General features: G+C 70.5%; 15 protein-coding genes. 11 read left to right on the top strand and 4 right to left on the bottom strand.

What is annotated here, in order from left to right; all coding sequences use genetic code 11:
- Positions 1-11: 11 nt before the first annotated feature.
- The 5 genes from ABT352_RS26750 (at position 12) to mshC (ending at position 4,271) form a co-directional block, all read left to right on the top strand.
- Positions 12-713: a histidine phosphatase family protein gene (locus tag ABT352_RS26750; protein ID WP_350947683.1), complete on the top strand. Its 702-nt coding sequence runs from the start codon at positions 12-14 to the stop codon at positions 711-713.
- Between the two features lie 9 nt (positions 714-722).
- The gene (locus ABT352_RS26745) at positions 723-1,298 is read left to right on the top strand and encodes a DUF3090 domain-containing protein (protein ID WP_350947682.1); all 576 of its coding nucleotides are present in this window, start codon (positions 723-725) and stop codon (positions 1,296-1,298) included.
- A complete protein-coding gene (locus ABT352_RS26740) occupies positions 1,295-2,056 on the top strand; it encodes an SCO1664 family protein (protein WP_350947681.1) in 762 nt (253 codons plus the stop codon). Before ABT352_RS26745 ends, ABT352_RS26740 begins: the two co-directional genes overlap by 4 nt.
- A 170-nt stretch (positions 2,057-2,226) precedes the next feature.
- Entirely contained in the window at positions 2,227-2,955 is a 729-nt protein-coding gene (locus tag ABT352_RS26735; protein ID WP_350947680.1) for an NRDE family protein, read from the top strand.
- A gap of 92 nt (positions 2,956-3,047) precedes the next feature.
- On the top strand, positions 3,048-4,271 hold the full coding sequence (mshC, locus tag ABT352_RS26730) for a cysteine--1-D-myo-inosityl 2-amino-2-deoxy-alpha-D-glucopyranoside ligase (RefSeq protein WP_350947679.1): 1,224 nt from the start codon (positions 3,048-3,050) through the stop codon (positions 4,269-4,271).
- Between the two features lie 190 nt (positions 4,272-4,461).
- Here the strand turns inward: mshC and ABT352_RS26725 are convergent, their stop codons facing one another.
- Together ABT352_RS26725 and def are read right to left on the bottom strand one after the other, a co-directional pair.
- On the bottom strand, positions 4,462-4,665 hold the full coding sequence (locus ABT352_RS26725; protein ID WP_344903117.1) for a cold-shock protein: 204 nt from the start codon (positions 4,663-4,665) through the stop codon (positions 4,462-4,464).
- A gap of 215 nt (positions 4,666-4,880) precedes the next feature.
- Positions 4,881-5,357, bottom strand: coding sequence for a peptide deformylase (gene def / locus ABT352_RS26720; protein ID WP_350947678.1), 477 nt, complete (start codon positions 5,355-5,357; stop codon positions 4,881-4,883).
- Between the two features lie 238 nt (positions 5,358-5,595).
- Here def and ABT352_RS26715 point away from each other — a divergent pair, with 238 nt between their 5' ends.
- The 5 genes from ABT352_RS26715 (at position 5,596) to ABT352_RS26695 (ending at position 12,385) form a co-directional block, all read left to right on the top strand.
- Positions 5,596-6,918, top strand: coding sequence for an MFS transporter (locus ABT352_RS26715; RefSeq protein WP_350947677.1), 1,323 nt, complete (start codon positions 5,596-5,598; stop codon positions 6,916-6,918).
- A gap of 431 nt (positions 6,919-7,349) precedes the next feature.
- Positions 7,350-9,797, top strand: coding sequence for a nitrite reductase large subunit NirB (nirB, locus tag ABT352_RS26710; RefSeq protein WP_350947676.1), 2,448 nt, complete (start codon positions 7,350-7,352; stop codon positions 9,795-9,797).
- Between the two features lie 83 nt (positions 9,798-9,880).
- Positions 9,881-10,234 carry a nitrite reductase small subunit NirD gene (gene nirD / locus ABT352_RS26705; protein ID WP_350947675.1) on the top strand — a complete coding sequence of 118 codons (354 nt, stop codon included), beginning with the start codon at positions 9,881-9,883 and terminating at the stop codon, positions 10,232-10,234.
- An 85-nt stretch (positions 10,235-10,319) separates the two neighbouring features.
- Positions 10,320-11,489 (top strand): uroporphyrinogen-III synthase, encoded by a 1,170-nt coding sequence (locus tag ABT352_RS26700; protein ID WP_350947674.1) that lies wholly within the window; start codon positions 10,320-10,322, stop codon positions 11,487-11,489.
- Positions 11,486-12,385 (top strand): sirohydrochlorin chelatase, encoded by a 900-nt coding sequence (locus ABT352_RS26695; protein WP_350947673.1) that lies wholly within the window; start codon positions 11,486-11,488, stop codon positions 12,383-12,385. The genes ABT352_RS26700 and ABT352_RS26695 overlap by 4 nt, the downstream gene beginning before the upstream one ends.
- Here ABT352_RS26695 and ABT352_RS26690 read toward each other — a convergent pair.
- Together ABT352_RS26690 and ABT352_RS26685 are read right to left on the bottom strand one after the other, a co-directional pair.
- Positions 12,289-12,927 (bottom strand): hypothetical protein, encoded by a 639-nt coding sequence (locus ABT352_RS26690; RefSeq protein WP_350947672.1) that lies wholly within the window; start codon positions 12,925-12,927, stop codon positions 12,289-12,291. The two genes, ABT352_RS26695 and ABT352_RS26690, sit on opposite strands and share 97 nt — an antisense overlap.
- A gap of 220 nt (positions 12,928-13,147) precedes the next feature.
- On the bottom strand, positions 13,148-14,002 hold the full coding sequence (locus ABT352_RS26685) for a PAC2 family protein (RefSeq protein ID WP_350947671.1): 855 nt from the start codon (positions 14,000-14,002) through the stop codon (positions 13,148-13,150).
- Between the two features lie 410 nt (positions 14,003-14,412).
- Here ABT352_RS26685 and ABT352_RS26680 point away from each other — a divergent pair, with 410 nt between their 5' ends.
- Entirely contained in the window at positions 14,413-15,117 is a 705-nt protein-coding gene (locus ABT352_RS26680) for an HAD family hydrolase (protein ID WP_350947670.1), read from the top strand.
- Positions 15,118-15,208 lie beyond the last annotated feature (91 nt).

Below are 15,208 nucleotides of genomic sequence, written 5' to 3'. Positions count from 1 at the left end.
GACTTGCCCGCGTGACGACCTTGTTGCTGGCCAGACACGGCCTTACCCACCTCACCGGCCCGGTCCTCGCGGGCTGGACCCCGGATGTCCACCTCAGCGACGCGGGACGGGCCCAGGCGGAGGCGCTCGCCGCGCGGCTCACCTCGCTGGAACTCGACGCGATCGTCTCCAGCCCGCTGGAACGCTGTCAGGAGACCGCGCAGGCGGTCGCCGAGGGGCGGCGGGAGGCGGAGGTGCTGACCGACGAGCGCTTCGGTGAGTGCCGCTACGGCGACTGGACGGGCCGCCCGCTCGCCGAGCTCGCCAAGGATCCCCTCTGGCCGGTCGTGCAGGCCCACCCGAGCGCGGTGACGTTCCCCGGGGGAGAGTCCCTGGCCGCCGTCCAGCATCGCGCCGTGGCGGCCGTCAGGGAGTGGAACGAGCGCCTCGGCCCGAAGGCGGTCTATCTCGTCTGCAGCCACGGAGATGTGATCAAGGCCATCGTGGCCGACGCCATGGGGCTCCATCTGGACCAGTTCCAGCGGATAACCGCCGATCCGGCGTCGCTCACCGCCATTCGCTACACCCCCTTGCGTCCCTTCGTGCTCAGACTCAACGACCTGGGCGGAGATGTGGCCGGATTACGCCTTCCGGAGGGTTCGGACGGTGCGGAGGGGGGAGAAAATCCCACCGGGAGCGATGCCGCAGTCGGCGGCGGATCCGGAACCACGTAGGGTCAGGCTATGCCGGTCTTCGACTACGATCCACCCGAGAGGTTCGTGGCCGGTGCCGTGGGGCAACCGGGTTCACGAGCCTTCTTCCTGCAGGCGCGAGGCCAGGGCAGGCTGACCACCGTGGCGCTGGAGAAGTTCCAGGTCGCGGCGCTGGCCGATCGTCTCGACGAGTTGCTCGACGAGGTGTTGCGGCGAGGTGAGGGCGGTGCCGCCGTCCCCGCCGTCGCCCCGGCCGCGTTGACGGACAACGCCCCCCTCGATGTGCCGATCAGCGAGGACTTCCGCGTCGGTGTCATGGCCCTGGCCTGGGACTCCGAGGCCGCCCAGGTGGTCATCGAGGCCAAGGAGGCCACCGCCGAGGATGAGGAGTTCGAGCCGTCCCCGCTCGTCGAGCCCACGGTGCTGCGCGTGCACATCAGTCCCGGCGCCGCGAGGGCCTTCACCAAGCGGGCCATGGCCCTCGTCGCCGCCGGTCGACCGCCCTGCCCGCTCTGCGCCCAGCCTCTCGACGCCGAGGGGCATATCTGCGTGCGGCTCAACGGTTACCGGGGTAGTAGCGCTTCATCTGCTGGAGGAGGCGAATGAGTGCTGAGAGCGAGCCGACGCTGAGTGCGGCGCCGGCCGCGGGGCTGGACGACGAGACCGCGACGCGTCTGCTCCGTGACGGCCAACTGGATGTGGCGGGCCGCCTGGTCGAGGCGACCAACATGACGCTCTACTGTTCGGTCCGGCTCGGCGGGCTCGCGGCGGCCTGCGTGTACAAGCCGGTACGGGGCGAACGCCCCCTCTGGGACTTTCCCGACGGCACCCTGGCCGCCCGCGAGGTCGCCGCCTACGAGGTCTCCGCGGCGATCGGCTGGCGGATCGTGCCGCCCACCGTCTACCGCGACGGCCCCTTCGGCCCGGGAATGTGTCAGCTGTGGATCGACACCGACCCCGAGATCGACCTGATGGTGCTGATCCGCAGCCGCCAGCCCTCCCTGCGGCGGATGGCCGTCTTCGACGCGGTCGTCAACAACGCCGACCGGAAGGGAGGCCACCTGCTGCCGCTCGCCGACGGCCATGTCTACGGCGTCGATCACGGGGTCTCCTTCTCCGCTGAGGACAAGCTCCGCACCGTGCTCTGGCAGTGGCGCGGCAAGCCCTTGTCCCGCGAGGCGATGAACGCCCTGACCCGCCTTGAGGCCGACCTGGAGCAGGGCCGCCTCGGCCGCCGCCTCCGTGAGCTCCTCACCCTCCACGAGGTCGAGGCCACCTGGGCGCGGGTCCGCAGGCTCCTCGACACCGGCCTGCACCCCGTGCCCTCCAAGGACTGGCCCGCCATCCCCTGGCCGCCGATCTGAGAGGCATTGTCGCCCTCGCGCGGAGACGCCCGCGCCCTTGTCCTGTCGGCGGCCCTACCGCGGCCTTGCTGTGGCCTTGCTGTGGCCTTGCTGTGGCCTTGCTGTGGCTTTTCCCGTGGGCGCGTGACCCCGGTCCGAGCCCGCCTCCCGCGAGGGCGTAGCCTCCGGGCATGTGCACGGTTGTCGTCAGTATCGATCCGAGCGCCGAGATCCCCCTGATCGTGGTCGGGGTGCGCGACGAGTTCACCGCCCGCCCCTGGGTTCCCCCGGCCCGGCACTGGCCACAGAGCCGGCCCGGCCTGATCGGCGGGTGCGATCTCCTGGGAGGCGGCACCTGGCTGGCCGTCGACCCCGGGGCCCGGAGGGTCGGCGCCCTCCTCAACGGGCTCGGCGTGCTCGCCCCGGAGGAGACCCGCCGCTCACGGGGCGACCTGGCTCTCCTGGCGGCCGCCGGAGACCGGCCGACGGAGGGCGAACTCGGGCACTATGACCCCTTCCACCTGCTACGCGCCGATCCCGGCGGGGCTCGGCTGTGGCACTGGGACGGGATCACCCTGAAGAGGGACGACCTTCCCCCGGGAACCCACGTGATCGTCAACAGCGGATGGGAGCGCGGTGAGGAGAACGAGCGCGTGGCGTTCTTCCGCCCCCTGTTCGCCGGGGCGGGCCGCCCCTCGAAGCTCGACGGTCCATGGGATGAGTGGCGGGAACTCGCCACGGGAGCGGGCATCTCCTCCGAGGACCCCCGCACGATGATCGTCCATCACGAGCTGCCCGACGGACGGACCTTCGGCTCGGGGTCCGTCACCCTGCTGGCCCTGGCACCCGGCGGCGTGCGCTACGACTTCACCGCCGACCCTCGCGATCCCGGCGCCTTCCGCGAGATCCTCACGGAATGATCCGGTCGGCTTCCGGAGTTGAGGTGAGTGCCCCGTACGCCCACCACCCCGCGCCAACCGGGGTGGTCTGTCTGCTGGATAGGCTGCATTTCATGAGATCGTGGTCTGAGCCGAAGGTTCCTCGGCTTCCCGGTGCCGGTGTCCCGCTGCGGCTGTTCGACACCGCCGCGCGAGAGGTCGGCCCCACAAAGCCGGGTCCCACGGCACGGATGTACGTCTGCGGCATCACGCCCTACGACGCCACCCATCTGGGCCACGCCAACACCTACCTCGCCTTCGACCTGGTCAATCGTGCCTGGCGCGACGCCGGTCATGAGGTGCACTACACCCAGAACGCCACAGACGTCGACGACCCCCTGCTCGAACGTGCGGGGCGGACCGGCGTCGACTGGCGTGACCTGGCCGAACGCGAGATCGAGCTGTTCCGGACCGACATGGAGGCGCTGCGCGTCCTCCCCCCGCGCGACTACGTCGCCGTGACCGAGGTGATCGACCAGGTCGCCGACCTGATCGTGTCGTTGCGTGACAAGGGCGCCACCTACGAGCTCGACGGCGACGTCTACTTCGACGTGGCCGCGGCCCCCAAGTTCGGCGCCGTCTCCGGCTACTCGGAGGAGCGCATGCTCACCCTGTTCGGCGAGCGCGGGGGAGATCCGGACCGGCCGGGCAAGAAGCATCCGCTCGACTGGCTTCTCTGGCGCGCGGAGCGCCCTGGGGAGCCGTCCTGGCCCTCCCCTTTCGGCGTGGGCAGACCCGGCTGGCACATCGAGTGCACCGCGATCGCCCTGGCGAACCTGTCCAGTGGTTTCGACGTCGCGGGTGGCGGTTCCGACCTGATCTTTCCCCATCACGAGTGCGGCGCCCACGAGGGCCACGTGGCCTGCGGGGAGTGGCCGTTCGCGAGGGCGTACGTGCACGCGGGCATGGTCGCCCTGGACGGCGAGAAGATGTCCAAGTCGAAGGGCAATCTGATCTTCGTCTCCCGCCTGCGCCAGGAGACCGACCCGATGGCCATCCGGCTGGCCCTGCTGGCCCACCACTACCGTGCCGACTGGGAGTGGACCTCGGAGCAGCTGGCCTCGGCGGAGGTGCGGCTGGCGCGCTGGCGCTCGGCCGCGGGGCTGCAGACCGGCCCCGACGCCGGCGTCGTGCTCGAAAGGGTACGCGCCCGGATCGCCGACGACCTGGACGCTCCCGGAGCCCTCGCGGCCGTCGACGACTGGGCCGAGCGGGCCCTGTCGGAGGGGGGCAGTGACCCGGACGCGCCGCTCCTGGTCAGGAAGACCGTGGACGCGCTGCTCGGGGTCGAACTCTAGGGGCCGGTGGTCGTCCGTGCCGGGCACTCCCGCTCCGGCCTGGGGATGCCCGGTGACACGGGCATCTCCGGCACCAACGGGTCCCCGCGCCCGGAGGGCGGCCCAAGAGAGGTCCGGGCCCAAGAGACGACTGAGCCCGCACCGCGCGAGCGGTGCGGGCTCAGTCTGAAGCCTTTGAGGTCAAACCAGATCAGATGACCTGAACCTGGTCGGCCTGCGGGCCCTTCTGGCCCTGCGTGGTGACGAAGCTGACACGCTGGTTCTCCTCCAGGCTGCGGTAGCCGCCGGAGTTGATGGCCGAGTAGTGCACGAAGACATCGGCGGTGCCGTCATCCGGTGCGATGAATCCGAAGCCCTTTTCGGCGTTGAACCACTTAACGGTGCCCTCAGACAAAACTACTTCTCCTCATTGGGAGCCTCACCGAACCACCAGGTCGGCGGCACGGGGCTGCGTTGCGGACCCTACCATGCACCCGCGGAAACCATCCGGAGAAACTGTGTAACGTCCGCTGTCGGCGGACTTCTCATAAGCACTTGAGATGATAAGGCTAAACTGAGAGCTACGACTGCAACCATGCGATCCTATCCGAGGTCGCAGTGATGCGCAAGTCACGAAATGGAGTCGAGGAAGCGCTCGCGATCCTCCTCGGGGAGGTGGTCGACGAAGAGGGTGCCCTCAAGGTGATCGGCCTCGTGCTGCAGGACGCGGGCGAGCATGCCCAGGGCGCGGACGGTGACGGGTTTGCCGAACATGTCACGGCCACGGGCGGTGACCATGTAGGAGCGTTCCAGCGGCCACCAGCGATCCGGTGCGGACAGGCAGGCCTCATCGGCCACGATCTTCCGATCGGACAGCTCAAGGCGCGGATTCACCAGATGGCCGGACTTGCCGTCCAGTTCGTAGACGACGACCCGCAAGGGGACGCCGATCTGCGGGGCGGCCAGTCCCGCGCGGCCCGTGCCGGCGCGCATCGTGGCCTGGAGCGACTTGACCAGGACGCGCAGCTCGCGGTCGAAGGTGGTCACCGGCTCGGACACCGTGCGGAGCACGGGATCGTCGAACATTCGGATCGGCTGGACGGCCACGCGCACTCCCCGAAGCGGACGGACTGACGTCGAAGACGGTTCCCGCTGCCGCCCTGACTCAATCGTTACTCCGTCAGCCCTTTGTGTTTCCGGAATGTTGCGATGGTGCGACCTGTGCATTGCGTATTTCCATGGTTAGTTACGCGTAACCGGCGCACCATCACAGATAGTAAATGTGCGTAATGCCGTCCTCTTAGATTTCGGGATCGAAGCCCCGAAATCGCAGGAGGAACGAACGATGGCCAAGCCCTGGATCAGCGACTGGCGGCCCGACGACCCCGACTTCTGGCAAGGACAGGGCAGGAAGGTGGCCCGCAGGAACCTGGTCTTCTCCATCTTCGCCGAGCACCTCGGGTTCACGCTGTGGACCGTGTGGAGCATCGTGGCCGTGCAACTCGGCTCCTACGACTTCTCCACCGACCAGCTCTTCTGGATCGTCGCCCTGCCCAACCTGATCGGCTCCGCGCTGCGCATCCCGTACACCTTCGCCCCGGCCAGGTTCGGCGGCAGAAACTTCACCGTCGTCAGCGCCCTGCTCCTGCTCGTGCCCGCGGTGCTGCTCGCCGTCGCGGTCGGCAACCCCGCCACCCCCTACTGGGTGTTCCTGGTCATCGCGGCCACGGCGGGCCTGGGCGGTGGCAACTTCGCCTCCAGCATGGCCAACATCACCTACTTCTACCCCCAGGACAGGCAGGGCTCGGCGCTCGGGCTCAACGCGGCGGGCGGCAACATCGGGGTCAGCTCCGTGCAGCTCGTCATGCCCCTGGTGATCGGGGCGTTCGGCCTGGCCGCCGCGGGACTGTTCTGGGTCCCGTTCATCCTGGCCGCCGCGATCGGCGCCTACTTCTTCATGGACAACCTGACCTCCGCCAAGGCCAGTCCCGCGGACCAGCTGAAGGTCGCCGGCCGGGCCCAGACCTGGATCATGTCGGTCCTGTACATCGGCACGTTCGGTTCCTTCATCGGATACTCCACCGCGTTCCCGCTGCTCATCAAGAGCCAGTTCCCCGAGCAGGCCTCCCTGGTGGCGCTGGCCTTCATCGGCCCGCTGCTCGGCTCGCTGGTCCGCCCGATCGGGGGCTGGCTGTCGGACCGGCTCGGCGGGGCGCGGGTGACGCTTGTCAACTTCGCCGCGATGGCGGGCGCGGCGGCGCTGGTCTGGCAGGGCCTGTCCCAGCACGCCTTCGCGCTGTTCTTCTGCGCCTACATGCTCCTGGTCGCCACCACAGGCATCGGCAACGGCTCCACCTACCGGATGATCCCGGCGATCTTCCGGGCGAAGGCCGTGGCGGGTCTCGCGGCGGGTACCGAGGCCCACGAGGCCGCCGTGGCCGTCGGGAAGCGGGACGCCTCCGCCGCGATCGGGATCATCTCCGCGATCGGTGCCTTCGGTGGGTTCTTCATCAACCGTGGCTTCGGCAGCTCCATCGCCGCCACCGGGGGAGCGGGTGCCGCACTCGCCTCCTTCGCCGCCTTCTACCTGGTGTGCGCGGTCATCACCTGGGCCTGCTACCTGCGTACCGCGGGATCGGTGCCGAGCCTGGCGGCGGCGCGCGTGTGATCGCCGGCGTGACAGGTACCCGGTTTCGCTCACATCCGACACCGGTCCTGCCGACGGACAACTCACATCGGCCTCATCGCGTATGTGAACGCGGTTAGCGGCTTGTAGCACATCGGTAACAGGGGAGACCACGCCGTGAAACCACCTGAAAGCACCATCGGATCCATGCCGGTCTCACTTCCCCCCCAGACGCGTGTGAAGGCTGGGACGACGGCGTACCACCCCCACCGCGCTCCGCGGTACGGCAGAGACGCCGCGGCGGACGAGACCGTCACCGTCATCGCCTCACGTCAGGGCGCCTACTCCTCGGGAGGGACGGCCGCGCCGCGGGCGGGGAAGAACGGCGCCACGACCGGCCCCGAGGGATCGGCGGACGACGGCGGAACGTACGGGAAGACGACAGCGGAGCGTACGGGAAAAGGAGCGCGGCCATGTCACGGCTCGTCGTGGTAGGACACGGACCCACATCGCACCGGCTGGTCGAGGCGCTGGTCGCCAAGGGCTTCGCGGGCGACATCACGGTGCTGGGGGAGGAGCCCAGGCCGGCGTACGACCGGGTGGCGCTCACCTCCTACCTGGCGGGCAGGAGCATCGAGGACCTCACCTATCCGACGCCGGAAGGGGTCGTGCTGCGGCTGTCGTCCAGGGTCGTGCGCATCGACAGGGAGGCGCGTGAGGTCACCACCGCCGACGGGCACCGAGAGCCGTACGACGTGCTGGTGCTGGCCACCGGTTCCAGCCCGTTCGTGCCGCCGGTGCCGGGCAGGGAGCTGGACGGCTGCTTCGTCTACCGCACGATCGACGACCTCGACGCGATCAGGCAGGCCGCCTCGGGCGCCACGAGCGGCGTCGTGATCGGCGGGGGGCTGCTGGGGCTGGAGGCCGCCGACGCGCTGCGGGGCCTGGGGCTGGCGACGCACGTCGTGGAGATGGGCGGCTGGCTCATGCCCCGGCAGGTCGACGAGGGCGGCGGCGCCGTCCTGCGCGGCCACGTGGAGGCGCTCGGCCTGAGCGTGCACACCGAGGCGGGGGCCAAGGAGATCGTCGCGGGCCCGGACGGGCGGGTCGCGGGCCTGGTCAAGCCGGACGGTGAGACCGTCGAGGCGCAGATCGTGGTCTTCTCCGCGGGCGTCAGGCCGCGCGACGAGCTGGCCAGGCAGGCGGGCCTGGAGGTCGGCGGACGCGGTGGGATCGCCGTGGACGACGGGATGCGCACCGGCGACCCGGCGATCTACGCGGTCGGCGAGTGCGCCCTGCACGAGGGGATGGTCTACGGGCTGGCGGGGCCCTGCTTCACGATGGCCGAGGTCGCCGCCGACCGCATCATGGGAGGCGAGGCGGTCTTCACCCGCGCTGACCTGTCGACCAAGCTCAAGCTGCTCGGTGTGGAGGTCGCCCAGTTCGGTGCGATGGAGGGCGCGCTGGACGTGACCTTCATGGACCCGGTGGGCGGGGTCTACCAGAAGTTGTTCGTCAGCGACGACGCCCGCACCCTGCTCGGCGGGATCTGCGTCGGCGACGCCACCCCGTACAACACCCTCAAGCCCTTCGTCGGCCGTGACCTGCCGGGTTCGCCGAGCGAGCTGCTGTTCACCGGCGGTCCGGCGAACATGGAGGTCCCCGACGACGCGCAGATCTGCTCGTGCAACAACGTCACCAAGGGGCAGGTGTGCGAGGCCATCGCCGAGCACGGTCTCACCGACGTCCCCGGCATCAAGGCGTGCACCCGCGCCGGCACCACCTGCGGCAGTTGCGTTCCGACGCTCAGGCAGATCCTCGTCTCCTCGGGCGTGGAGGTCTCCAAGGCACTGTGCGAGCACTTCGCGTACAGCAGGGCGGAGCTGTTCGACATCATCCGGGTGCGTGGCATCACGACGTTCTCGTACCTCATCGCCGAGCACGGCACCGGGCGCGGCTGCGACGTGTGCAAACCCGTCGTCGCCTCGATCCTCGCCTCGCTCGGCAACGGCCACATCCTCGACGGCGAGCAGGCCGCCCTGCAGGACACCAACGACCACTTCCTGGCCAACATCCAGCGCAACGGCACCTACTCGGTGGTGCCGCGCATCCCCGGCGGGGAGATCACCCCGGAGAGCCTCATCGTGATCGGCGAGGTGGCCCGCGACTTCGGTCTCTACACCAAGATCACCGGCGGGCAGCGGATCGACCTGTTCGGGGCACGAGTGGAGCAGCTCCCGCTGATCTGGAAGCGCCTGGTGGACGCGGGTTTCGAGTCCGGGCACGCGTACGGCAAGGCTTTGCGCACGGTGAAGTCCTGTGTCGGCTCGACCTGGTGCCGCTACGGGGTGCAGGACGCCGTGGGCATGGCCATCGCGCTGGAGCTGCGCTACCGGGGCCTGCGCTCACCGCACAAGCTGAAGTCGGCCGTCTCCGGCTGCGCCCGCGAGTGCGCCGAGGCCCGGGGCAAGGACTTCGGCGTCATCGCCACCGAGAAGGGCTGGAACCTCTACGTGGGCGGCAACGGCGGTTTCACCCCGCGCCACGCCGACCTGTTCGCCTCCGACCTGAGCACCGAGGAACTGGTCCGCGTCATCGACCGGTTCCTGATGTTCTACATCCGCACCGCCGACCGCCTGCAGCGCACCTCCGCCTGGCTGGAGGCTCAGGGCCTGGCCTACGTCAAGGAGGTCGTCCTGGACGACTCCCTCGGGATCTGCGCCGACCTGGAGGCCCAGATGGAGCGGCACGTGGCCGGTTACGCCGACGAGTGGCGTGCCACGATCGAGGACCCGGAGAAGCTGCGGCGGTTCGTCTCCTTCGTCAACGCCCCCGGGACCCCGGACCCGTCCATCGCCTTCGAGACCGAGCGCGACCAGGTGAAACCGGTCCTGATCCCGCTGGAGGTCGTCCGTTCCTGAGCGGTCCCGGACCGTTCTGAGCCCTGCCCGCCCGTACCGTCACCGTCGCACCCCGAGGACCCGAGGAGAGGAGACCTTCACCGATGACAGCACTGAGAGAAGACCTGGAGACGACCCGCTGGACCCCGGTCTGCTCCTACACCGACCTGCTGCCCGAGCGCGGAGCGTGCGCGCTCGTCGGCGACAGGCAGATCGCGCTGTTCCGCGCCTTCGACGGCTCCCTGTTCGCGATCGGCAACCTCGATCCGTTCAGCGGCGCCCACGTCCTGTCCCGCGGGATCGTGGGCACCAGGGCCGGAGAGCCCGTGGTGGCCTCCCCCATGCACAAGCAGGTGTTCTCCCTCGTGACGGGGGTGTGCCTGGACGATCCCGCGGTGGCCGTGCCGACCTATCCGATCCGCGTCACCGGCGCGACGGTGGAGGTGGGCTCCGCGTGAGCGGGGGCGGGCGCGGAGCGGGCAGCGTGGAGTCGTGGACGGCCGGATACCGAGGAAACATCGAGCGAGGAGTGGTGAACGACAGATGAGCATGGCCGTTCTGGACAGTCCCATCGGCTCTCCCGAGACCGCGCCCGACGCGCTGGCCGGGTTCACGATCGGGGTCACCGCCACCCGGCGGCGCGAGGAGTTCTGCGCACTGCTGGAACGCAGGGGCGCCAGGGTGGTGCGCGCCCCGGCGATCCGGCTGGTTCCCCTGGCGGAGGACGCCGACCTGCTGGCCGCGACCCGTGCCAGTCTGTCGGCCCCGATCGACGACGTGGTGGTCACCACCGGCGTCGGCTTCCGCGGCTGGATGGCCGCGGCCGAGGGCTGGGGGCTGTCCAGCGACCTCTCCGAGCATCTGACCTCGGCCAGGCTGCTGACCCGCGGGCCCAAGGCGCGCGGAGCGGTCAGGGCGGCGGGTCTGATCGACCACTGGACCCCGCCCACGGAGTCGTGCGAGGAGGTCAAGCAGCACCTGCTCGCCCAGGACCTGCGCGGCCGCCGCATCGCCGTGCAACTGCACGGGGAGCCGCTGACCGGTTTCGTGACCGCGCTGCGCGAGGCGGGCGCGGAGGTCATCGAGGTGCCGGTCTACCGGTGGCTGCCCTACCGCGACGTCTCGCCGCTGCGGCGACTGGTCAGCCAGGCCATCTCCGGCGGGGTGGACGCGGTGGCCTTCACCAGTGCCCCGGCCGTACTGGCCATGCTCAACTCCGCCCGCGCCGACGGCCTGGAGGACGCACTGATCGCGGCCTTCGCCGGACCGGTCGTCGCCGCCTGCGTGGGCCCGGTCACCGCCGGGCCGCTGGAGGCGCGCGGGGTGCCCACCGTGCAGCCCGAGCGCTCCCGCCTGGGCACGCTGGCCCGTGCCCTCGCCAGGCACCTGCCCGAGCACAGCGTCACCCGTCTGGTCGCGGGCGGCCACCAGCTGGAGATTCGCGGCCACGCCGTCGCGGTGGACGGCGAGCTGAAGCCGCTGCCGCCGGCACCGATGGCGGTCCTCAAGCGCCTGGCGGACAAGCCGGGACACGTGGTGGCCCGCTCGGATCTGAGGACCGTGCTCCCCGGCGGTCCGTCGCGCGACTCGGCCGAACACGCGGTCGAGATGGCCATCACCCGGCTGCGCCGCGCCCTCGGCCCCGCGGGGATCGTCGAGACGGTCGTCAAGCGCGGCTACCGCCTGGCCTGTGACCGGGGCGAAGGCCTGTGACGACTCTGGTCCTGGCCGGGCACGGCACACGCAGTTCTGCTGGGGAGGAGACCCTGGCGGGCCTGCGGGACCTGGTGCGCGGGGGGCGCCGGGGCACACGTGTGGAGCAGGCGTTCCTGGAGATCAGCTCACCTCTGCTCGCCGACATGCTTCCCGGACTGCCCGGCCCCGTCGTGGTGGTCCCGCTGCTGCTGGCGGGCGGTTACCACGTCCACATCGACCTGCCCTCCGTGGTGGCCGCGGCCAGGCCGGACGCCGTGGTGGCGCCGCCGCTGGGGCCGCATCCGCTGCTCGCCGCGGTTCTCGCCCGGCGGCTGTCCGCCGCCGGGCTGAGGGCGGCCGACTCGGTGATCCTGGGGGCGGCGGGGTCGTCCGATCCCGCCGCGCTCGCCGACGTGCGGGCGGCGGCCCGGCTGCTGTCGGTCCGGCTCTCCCGTCCGGTCACCGCGGCCTTCGCCGCGACGGGCACCCCTTCGGTCGCCGAGGCCCTGGACAGGCTGCGCTCGGGACCCGCGCCGCGGATCGCGCTCGCCTCCTATCTCCTGGCCCCCGGCTTCTTCCAGGACCGCCTGGCGGCGTCCGGCGCCGACCTGGTCGCCGCGCCGCTGGGGGTGGACGCCGACCTGGCCGCGCTGGTGTGGGCCCGGTTCGACCAGGCCCGCCTGGCAGCGGCGGCCTCGAAAGGCGGCCAGACCCGCCGTGCGTCCGTGGCGGCGGGGGCCGGGGCACGCCAGGCAGCGCCGGAGCGCGAACGTCCCGGCTCAGGGGGTCACCTGGCGCCGGTGGTCCCGGGAGGCGATCAGTCTCGCTGGGGCTCCAGTCTCAGCTCCCGGACGATCTCCTCGGCGACCTCGTCACGTGACGGCAGGAAGTCGGGGCCGAGAAGTATCTCGTAGTAGGCGTGGCGGAAGCACCCGGCGAGCAGCAGCCTGGCGCTGGCGACCGGGACGACCCCGGGGGAGAGGCGCCCCGCCCGTTCCTCGGCCGCGAGATAGGTGGCGATCGGGATGATCTCGGACATCGGGTCGATGTCGCTGTCACGCATCGCCTCGCGGAACCGGACGGTGACCGAGGGGGAGGTGAAGGCGGGAAGCGCCGCCGACTGGACCTCGCAGTAGTAGTCGATGCCGGCTCGCGCGATGGGCAGAAGGTTCTCGCTCACCCGGCCCTTGCCGACCAGATACATCAGGTCGTCGAGAATGCGCCGCCAGACCGGGAGCCGATCCTGCAGCAGGGCGAGGAACATGTCGACGGCGTGCCCGGAGGCGGTGCCCCGGGAGCGCGGCTGCGAGGCGTCGCCGGCCTCCTCGCGTTTCATGAACGCGGCCAGCTCGAGGACGCGGAGCCGCGCGTCCTGCGCGTTCCTGCGCGGGTCGGCGGTCTTGTGGTAGGGGTCGATGTAGGGAGTCGCCATGGTCGCCCTAACGTGCGCAGTCACATGGACAGGTGGTCGTGGCAGTGATGCGTCGTTCGTCGGCCCCCCGCGGGAGGTCGTGTCCTTCCCGGCCGTGGAGTCGCCGACATCCGGTTTGCCGTTCGGCGTCCCCGAGGATCCGGGACGCGCCCGATCAGTGCTGTCGGCCCGGGCCTGACCCCAGGATCAACTGGTCTCAACCTAGGCGAAAAAGGGCGTCCGGTGGTAACCGTACGCCGTGAGTTCAGCCGTCGGAGTCACGGTCGCGGCGGCGCAGATAGCGCTCGAACTCGGCGGCGATGGCGTCGCCGCTCGCCTCGGGCAGCTCGGCGGCGTCCTTGCGCTCCTCAAGCTCCTTGACGTACTCGGCGACCTCGCTGTCCTGGGAGGCGAGCTCGTCGACGCCGTGCTCCCAGGCCCGGGACTCCTCGGCCAGCTCGCCCAGCGGCATCGGGATGTCGAGCAGGTCCTCCATCCGGCTGAGCAGTGCCATGGTGGCCTTCGGGTTGGGCGGCTGGGCCACGTAGTGGGGCACCGAGGCCCACAGTGACACGGCGTGCAGCCCGGCGGCGCCCAGCGAGTGCTGGAGGACGCCGACGATGCCCGTCGGTCCCTCGTAGCGGCTCAGCTCCAGGTTGATCGCCCTGGCCAGGCCCTCGTCGGTCGCCGATCCCACGATCGGCACCGGGCGGGTGTGCGGCGAGTCGTTGAGCAGCGCGCCGAGCAGGACCGCGAGCTCGACTCCCAGCTCGCGGCAGACCAGCACGATCTCCTCGCAGAACGCGCGCCAGCGCATGTTGGGCTCGATGCCGCGCAGCAGCACCACGTCGCGGTCGACGCCCGGGGGTCTGGCCACCGACAGCTTGGTGGTCGGCCAGGTGATGGAGCGCGTCAGTCCCTCACCCATCTCGACGATCGGGCGGGTCATCTGGAAGTCGTAGTATTCCTCCGGGTCCAGGGAGACCAGCGGGGTCGCCTTCCACTCGTCCTCCAGGTGCGCGATCACTCCGCTCGAAGCTTCACCCGCGTCGTTCCACCCCTCGAACGCGGCGATCATCACCGGGTCGACGAGCTCGGGCAGACCTTCGATCTCGATCACGCGCCCCCTCCTTCTCACCTCACGCCCTATCCGGCTAAGCCTATGTGGTGAGGGGGCCTTCACGTCACCTTCCCGGCGCGGTGTGGACGATCAGGACGTTGCGGCCCGCGCCGTCACACGCCGACCCGCGCCTCCCCGCGCGAACGCCGCCGACTCCCAGGACTGTACGGTGGTTTTCGGTGTAAGTCCTGATCAAGGAGATACACCTGATGAGTACCCCGATTCAGGCATCTGCCGACACAGACCTGGAGGAAGCCGCGGTGCGCGGGCTGGGTGGTGAGTCCCACTGCCGGCGACGCGGCCTGAACCGTGCACCCCATGCGGGGTGAGGAGCCACAAGCTCGGCCCTTCAGGGCCGAGAAGCTGACCGTACGAACCGGCGTGTGATCGGCCAGGAGGATTCACGGGAAATGGAAGCTGTTCTCTTCGACATGGACGGGCTTCTCGTCGACAGCGAGAAGATCTGGTTTCAGGTGGAGACCGAGGTGATGGAACGACTCGGCGGCGAGTGGGGCGAGGCCCACCAGGAGAACACGGTGGGCGGCTCCCTGGCGGTCACCGCGGCCTACATGCTGCGGGTCTCCGGTGGTGACGCCGACTGCGCCGAGGTGGAGACCTGGATGCTGGAGGGCATGATCGCCAAGCTCTCGGGCGGGGTGGAGATGATGCCCGGGGCCTTGGAACTGCTGGCGGAGGTGCGCGAGGAGGGCCTGGCCACCGCGCTGGTCACCTCCTCGGCCAGGCCGATCGCCGAGGCGTGCCTGAAGAGCATCGGCGAGCACAACTTCGACCACGTGGTCACCGCTGACCACGTCACCAGGACCAAGCCCCACCCCGAGCCCTACCTGACGGGGGCCCGGCTGCTGGGGGTCGATCCGGCCCGCTGCGTCGCCCTGGAGGATTCCCCGAACGGGGTGACGTCGGCCACCGCCGCGGGCTGCCGGGTGGTGGCGGTGCCGAGCGTGCTGCCGATCCCCTCCGCGCCCGGCCGCCTCGTCGTCGGCTCGCTGCTGGAGGTCGACGTGGCGGTCCTGCGTTCGCTCTCCCTCGGGGAGTCGCCCCTCGCCGAGTCACCCGCCCGCGGGTCCTCCGCCGCCGGTCCCGCCGACGGTTAGTCCCTCCACGAAGAACTCCTCGGCGGGTGGCCGGCAGGGCGGACGGCCACCCCGGGGACGGTCCGATGGGGGACCTCCCTGATCTTTCACG

Origin of the sequence: Streptosporangium sp. NPDC000563, assembly GCF_040299985.1 — a bacterium.
GTDB lineage: Bacteria > Actinomycetota > Actinomycetes > Streptosporangiales > Streptosporangiaceae > Streptosporangium.
The sequence above is the reverse complement of the archived record's forward strand: the minus strand, read 5'-3'. Positions and strand labels throughout refer to the sequence as shown.

What these genes read in the sequence shown, in the direction of transcription:
- ABT352_RS26745 (WP_350947682.1), top strand. Translation starts at nt 723, where the DNA reads ATGCCGGTCTTCGACTACGATCCACCCGAGAGGTTCGTGGCCGGTGCC.
- ABT352_RS26740 (WP_350947681.1), top strand. Translation starts at nt 1,295, where the DNA reads ATGAGTGCTGAGAGCGAGCCGACGCTGAGTGCGGCGCCGGCCGCGGGG.
- ABT352_RS26735 (WP_350947680.1), top strand. Translation starts at nt 2,227, where the DNA reads ATGTGCACGGTTGTCGTCAGTATCGATCCGAGCGCCGAGATCCCCCTG.
- mshC (WP_350947679.1), top strand. Translation starts at nt 3,048, where the DNA reads ATGAGATCGTGGTCTGAGCCGAAGGTTCCTCGGCTTCCCGGTGCCGGT.
- ABT352_RS26715 (WP_350947677.1), top strand. Translation starts at nt 5,596, where the DNA reads ATGGCCAAGCCCTGGATCAGCGACTGGCGGCCCGACGACCCCGACTTC.
- nirB (WP_350947676.1), top strand. Translation starts at nt 7,350, where the DNA reads ATGTCACGGCTCGTCGTGGTAGGACACGGACCCACATCGCACCGGCTG.
- nirD (WP_350947675.1), top strand. Translation starts at nt 9,881, where the DNA reads ATGACAGCACTGAGAGAAGACCTGGAGACGACCCGCTGGACCCCGGTC.
- ABT352_RS26700 (WP_350947674.1), top strand. Translation starts at nt 10,320, where the DNA reads ATGAGCATGGCCGTTCTGGACAGTCCCATCGGCTCTCCCGAGACCGCG.
- ABT352_RS26680 (WP_350947670.1), top strand. Translation starts at nt 14,413, where the DNA reads ATGGAAGCTGTTCTCTTCGACATGGACGGGCTTCTCGTCGACAGCGAG.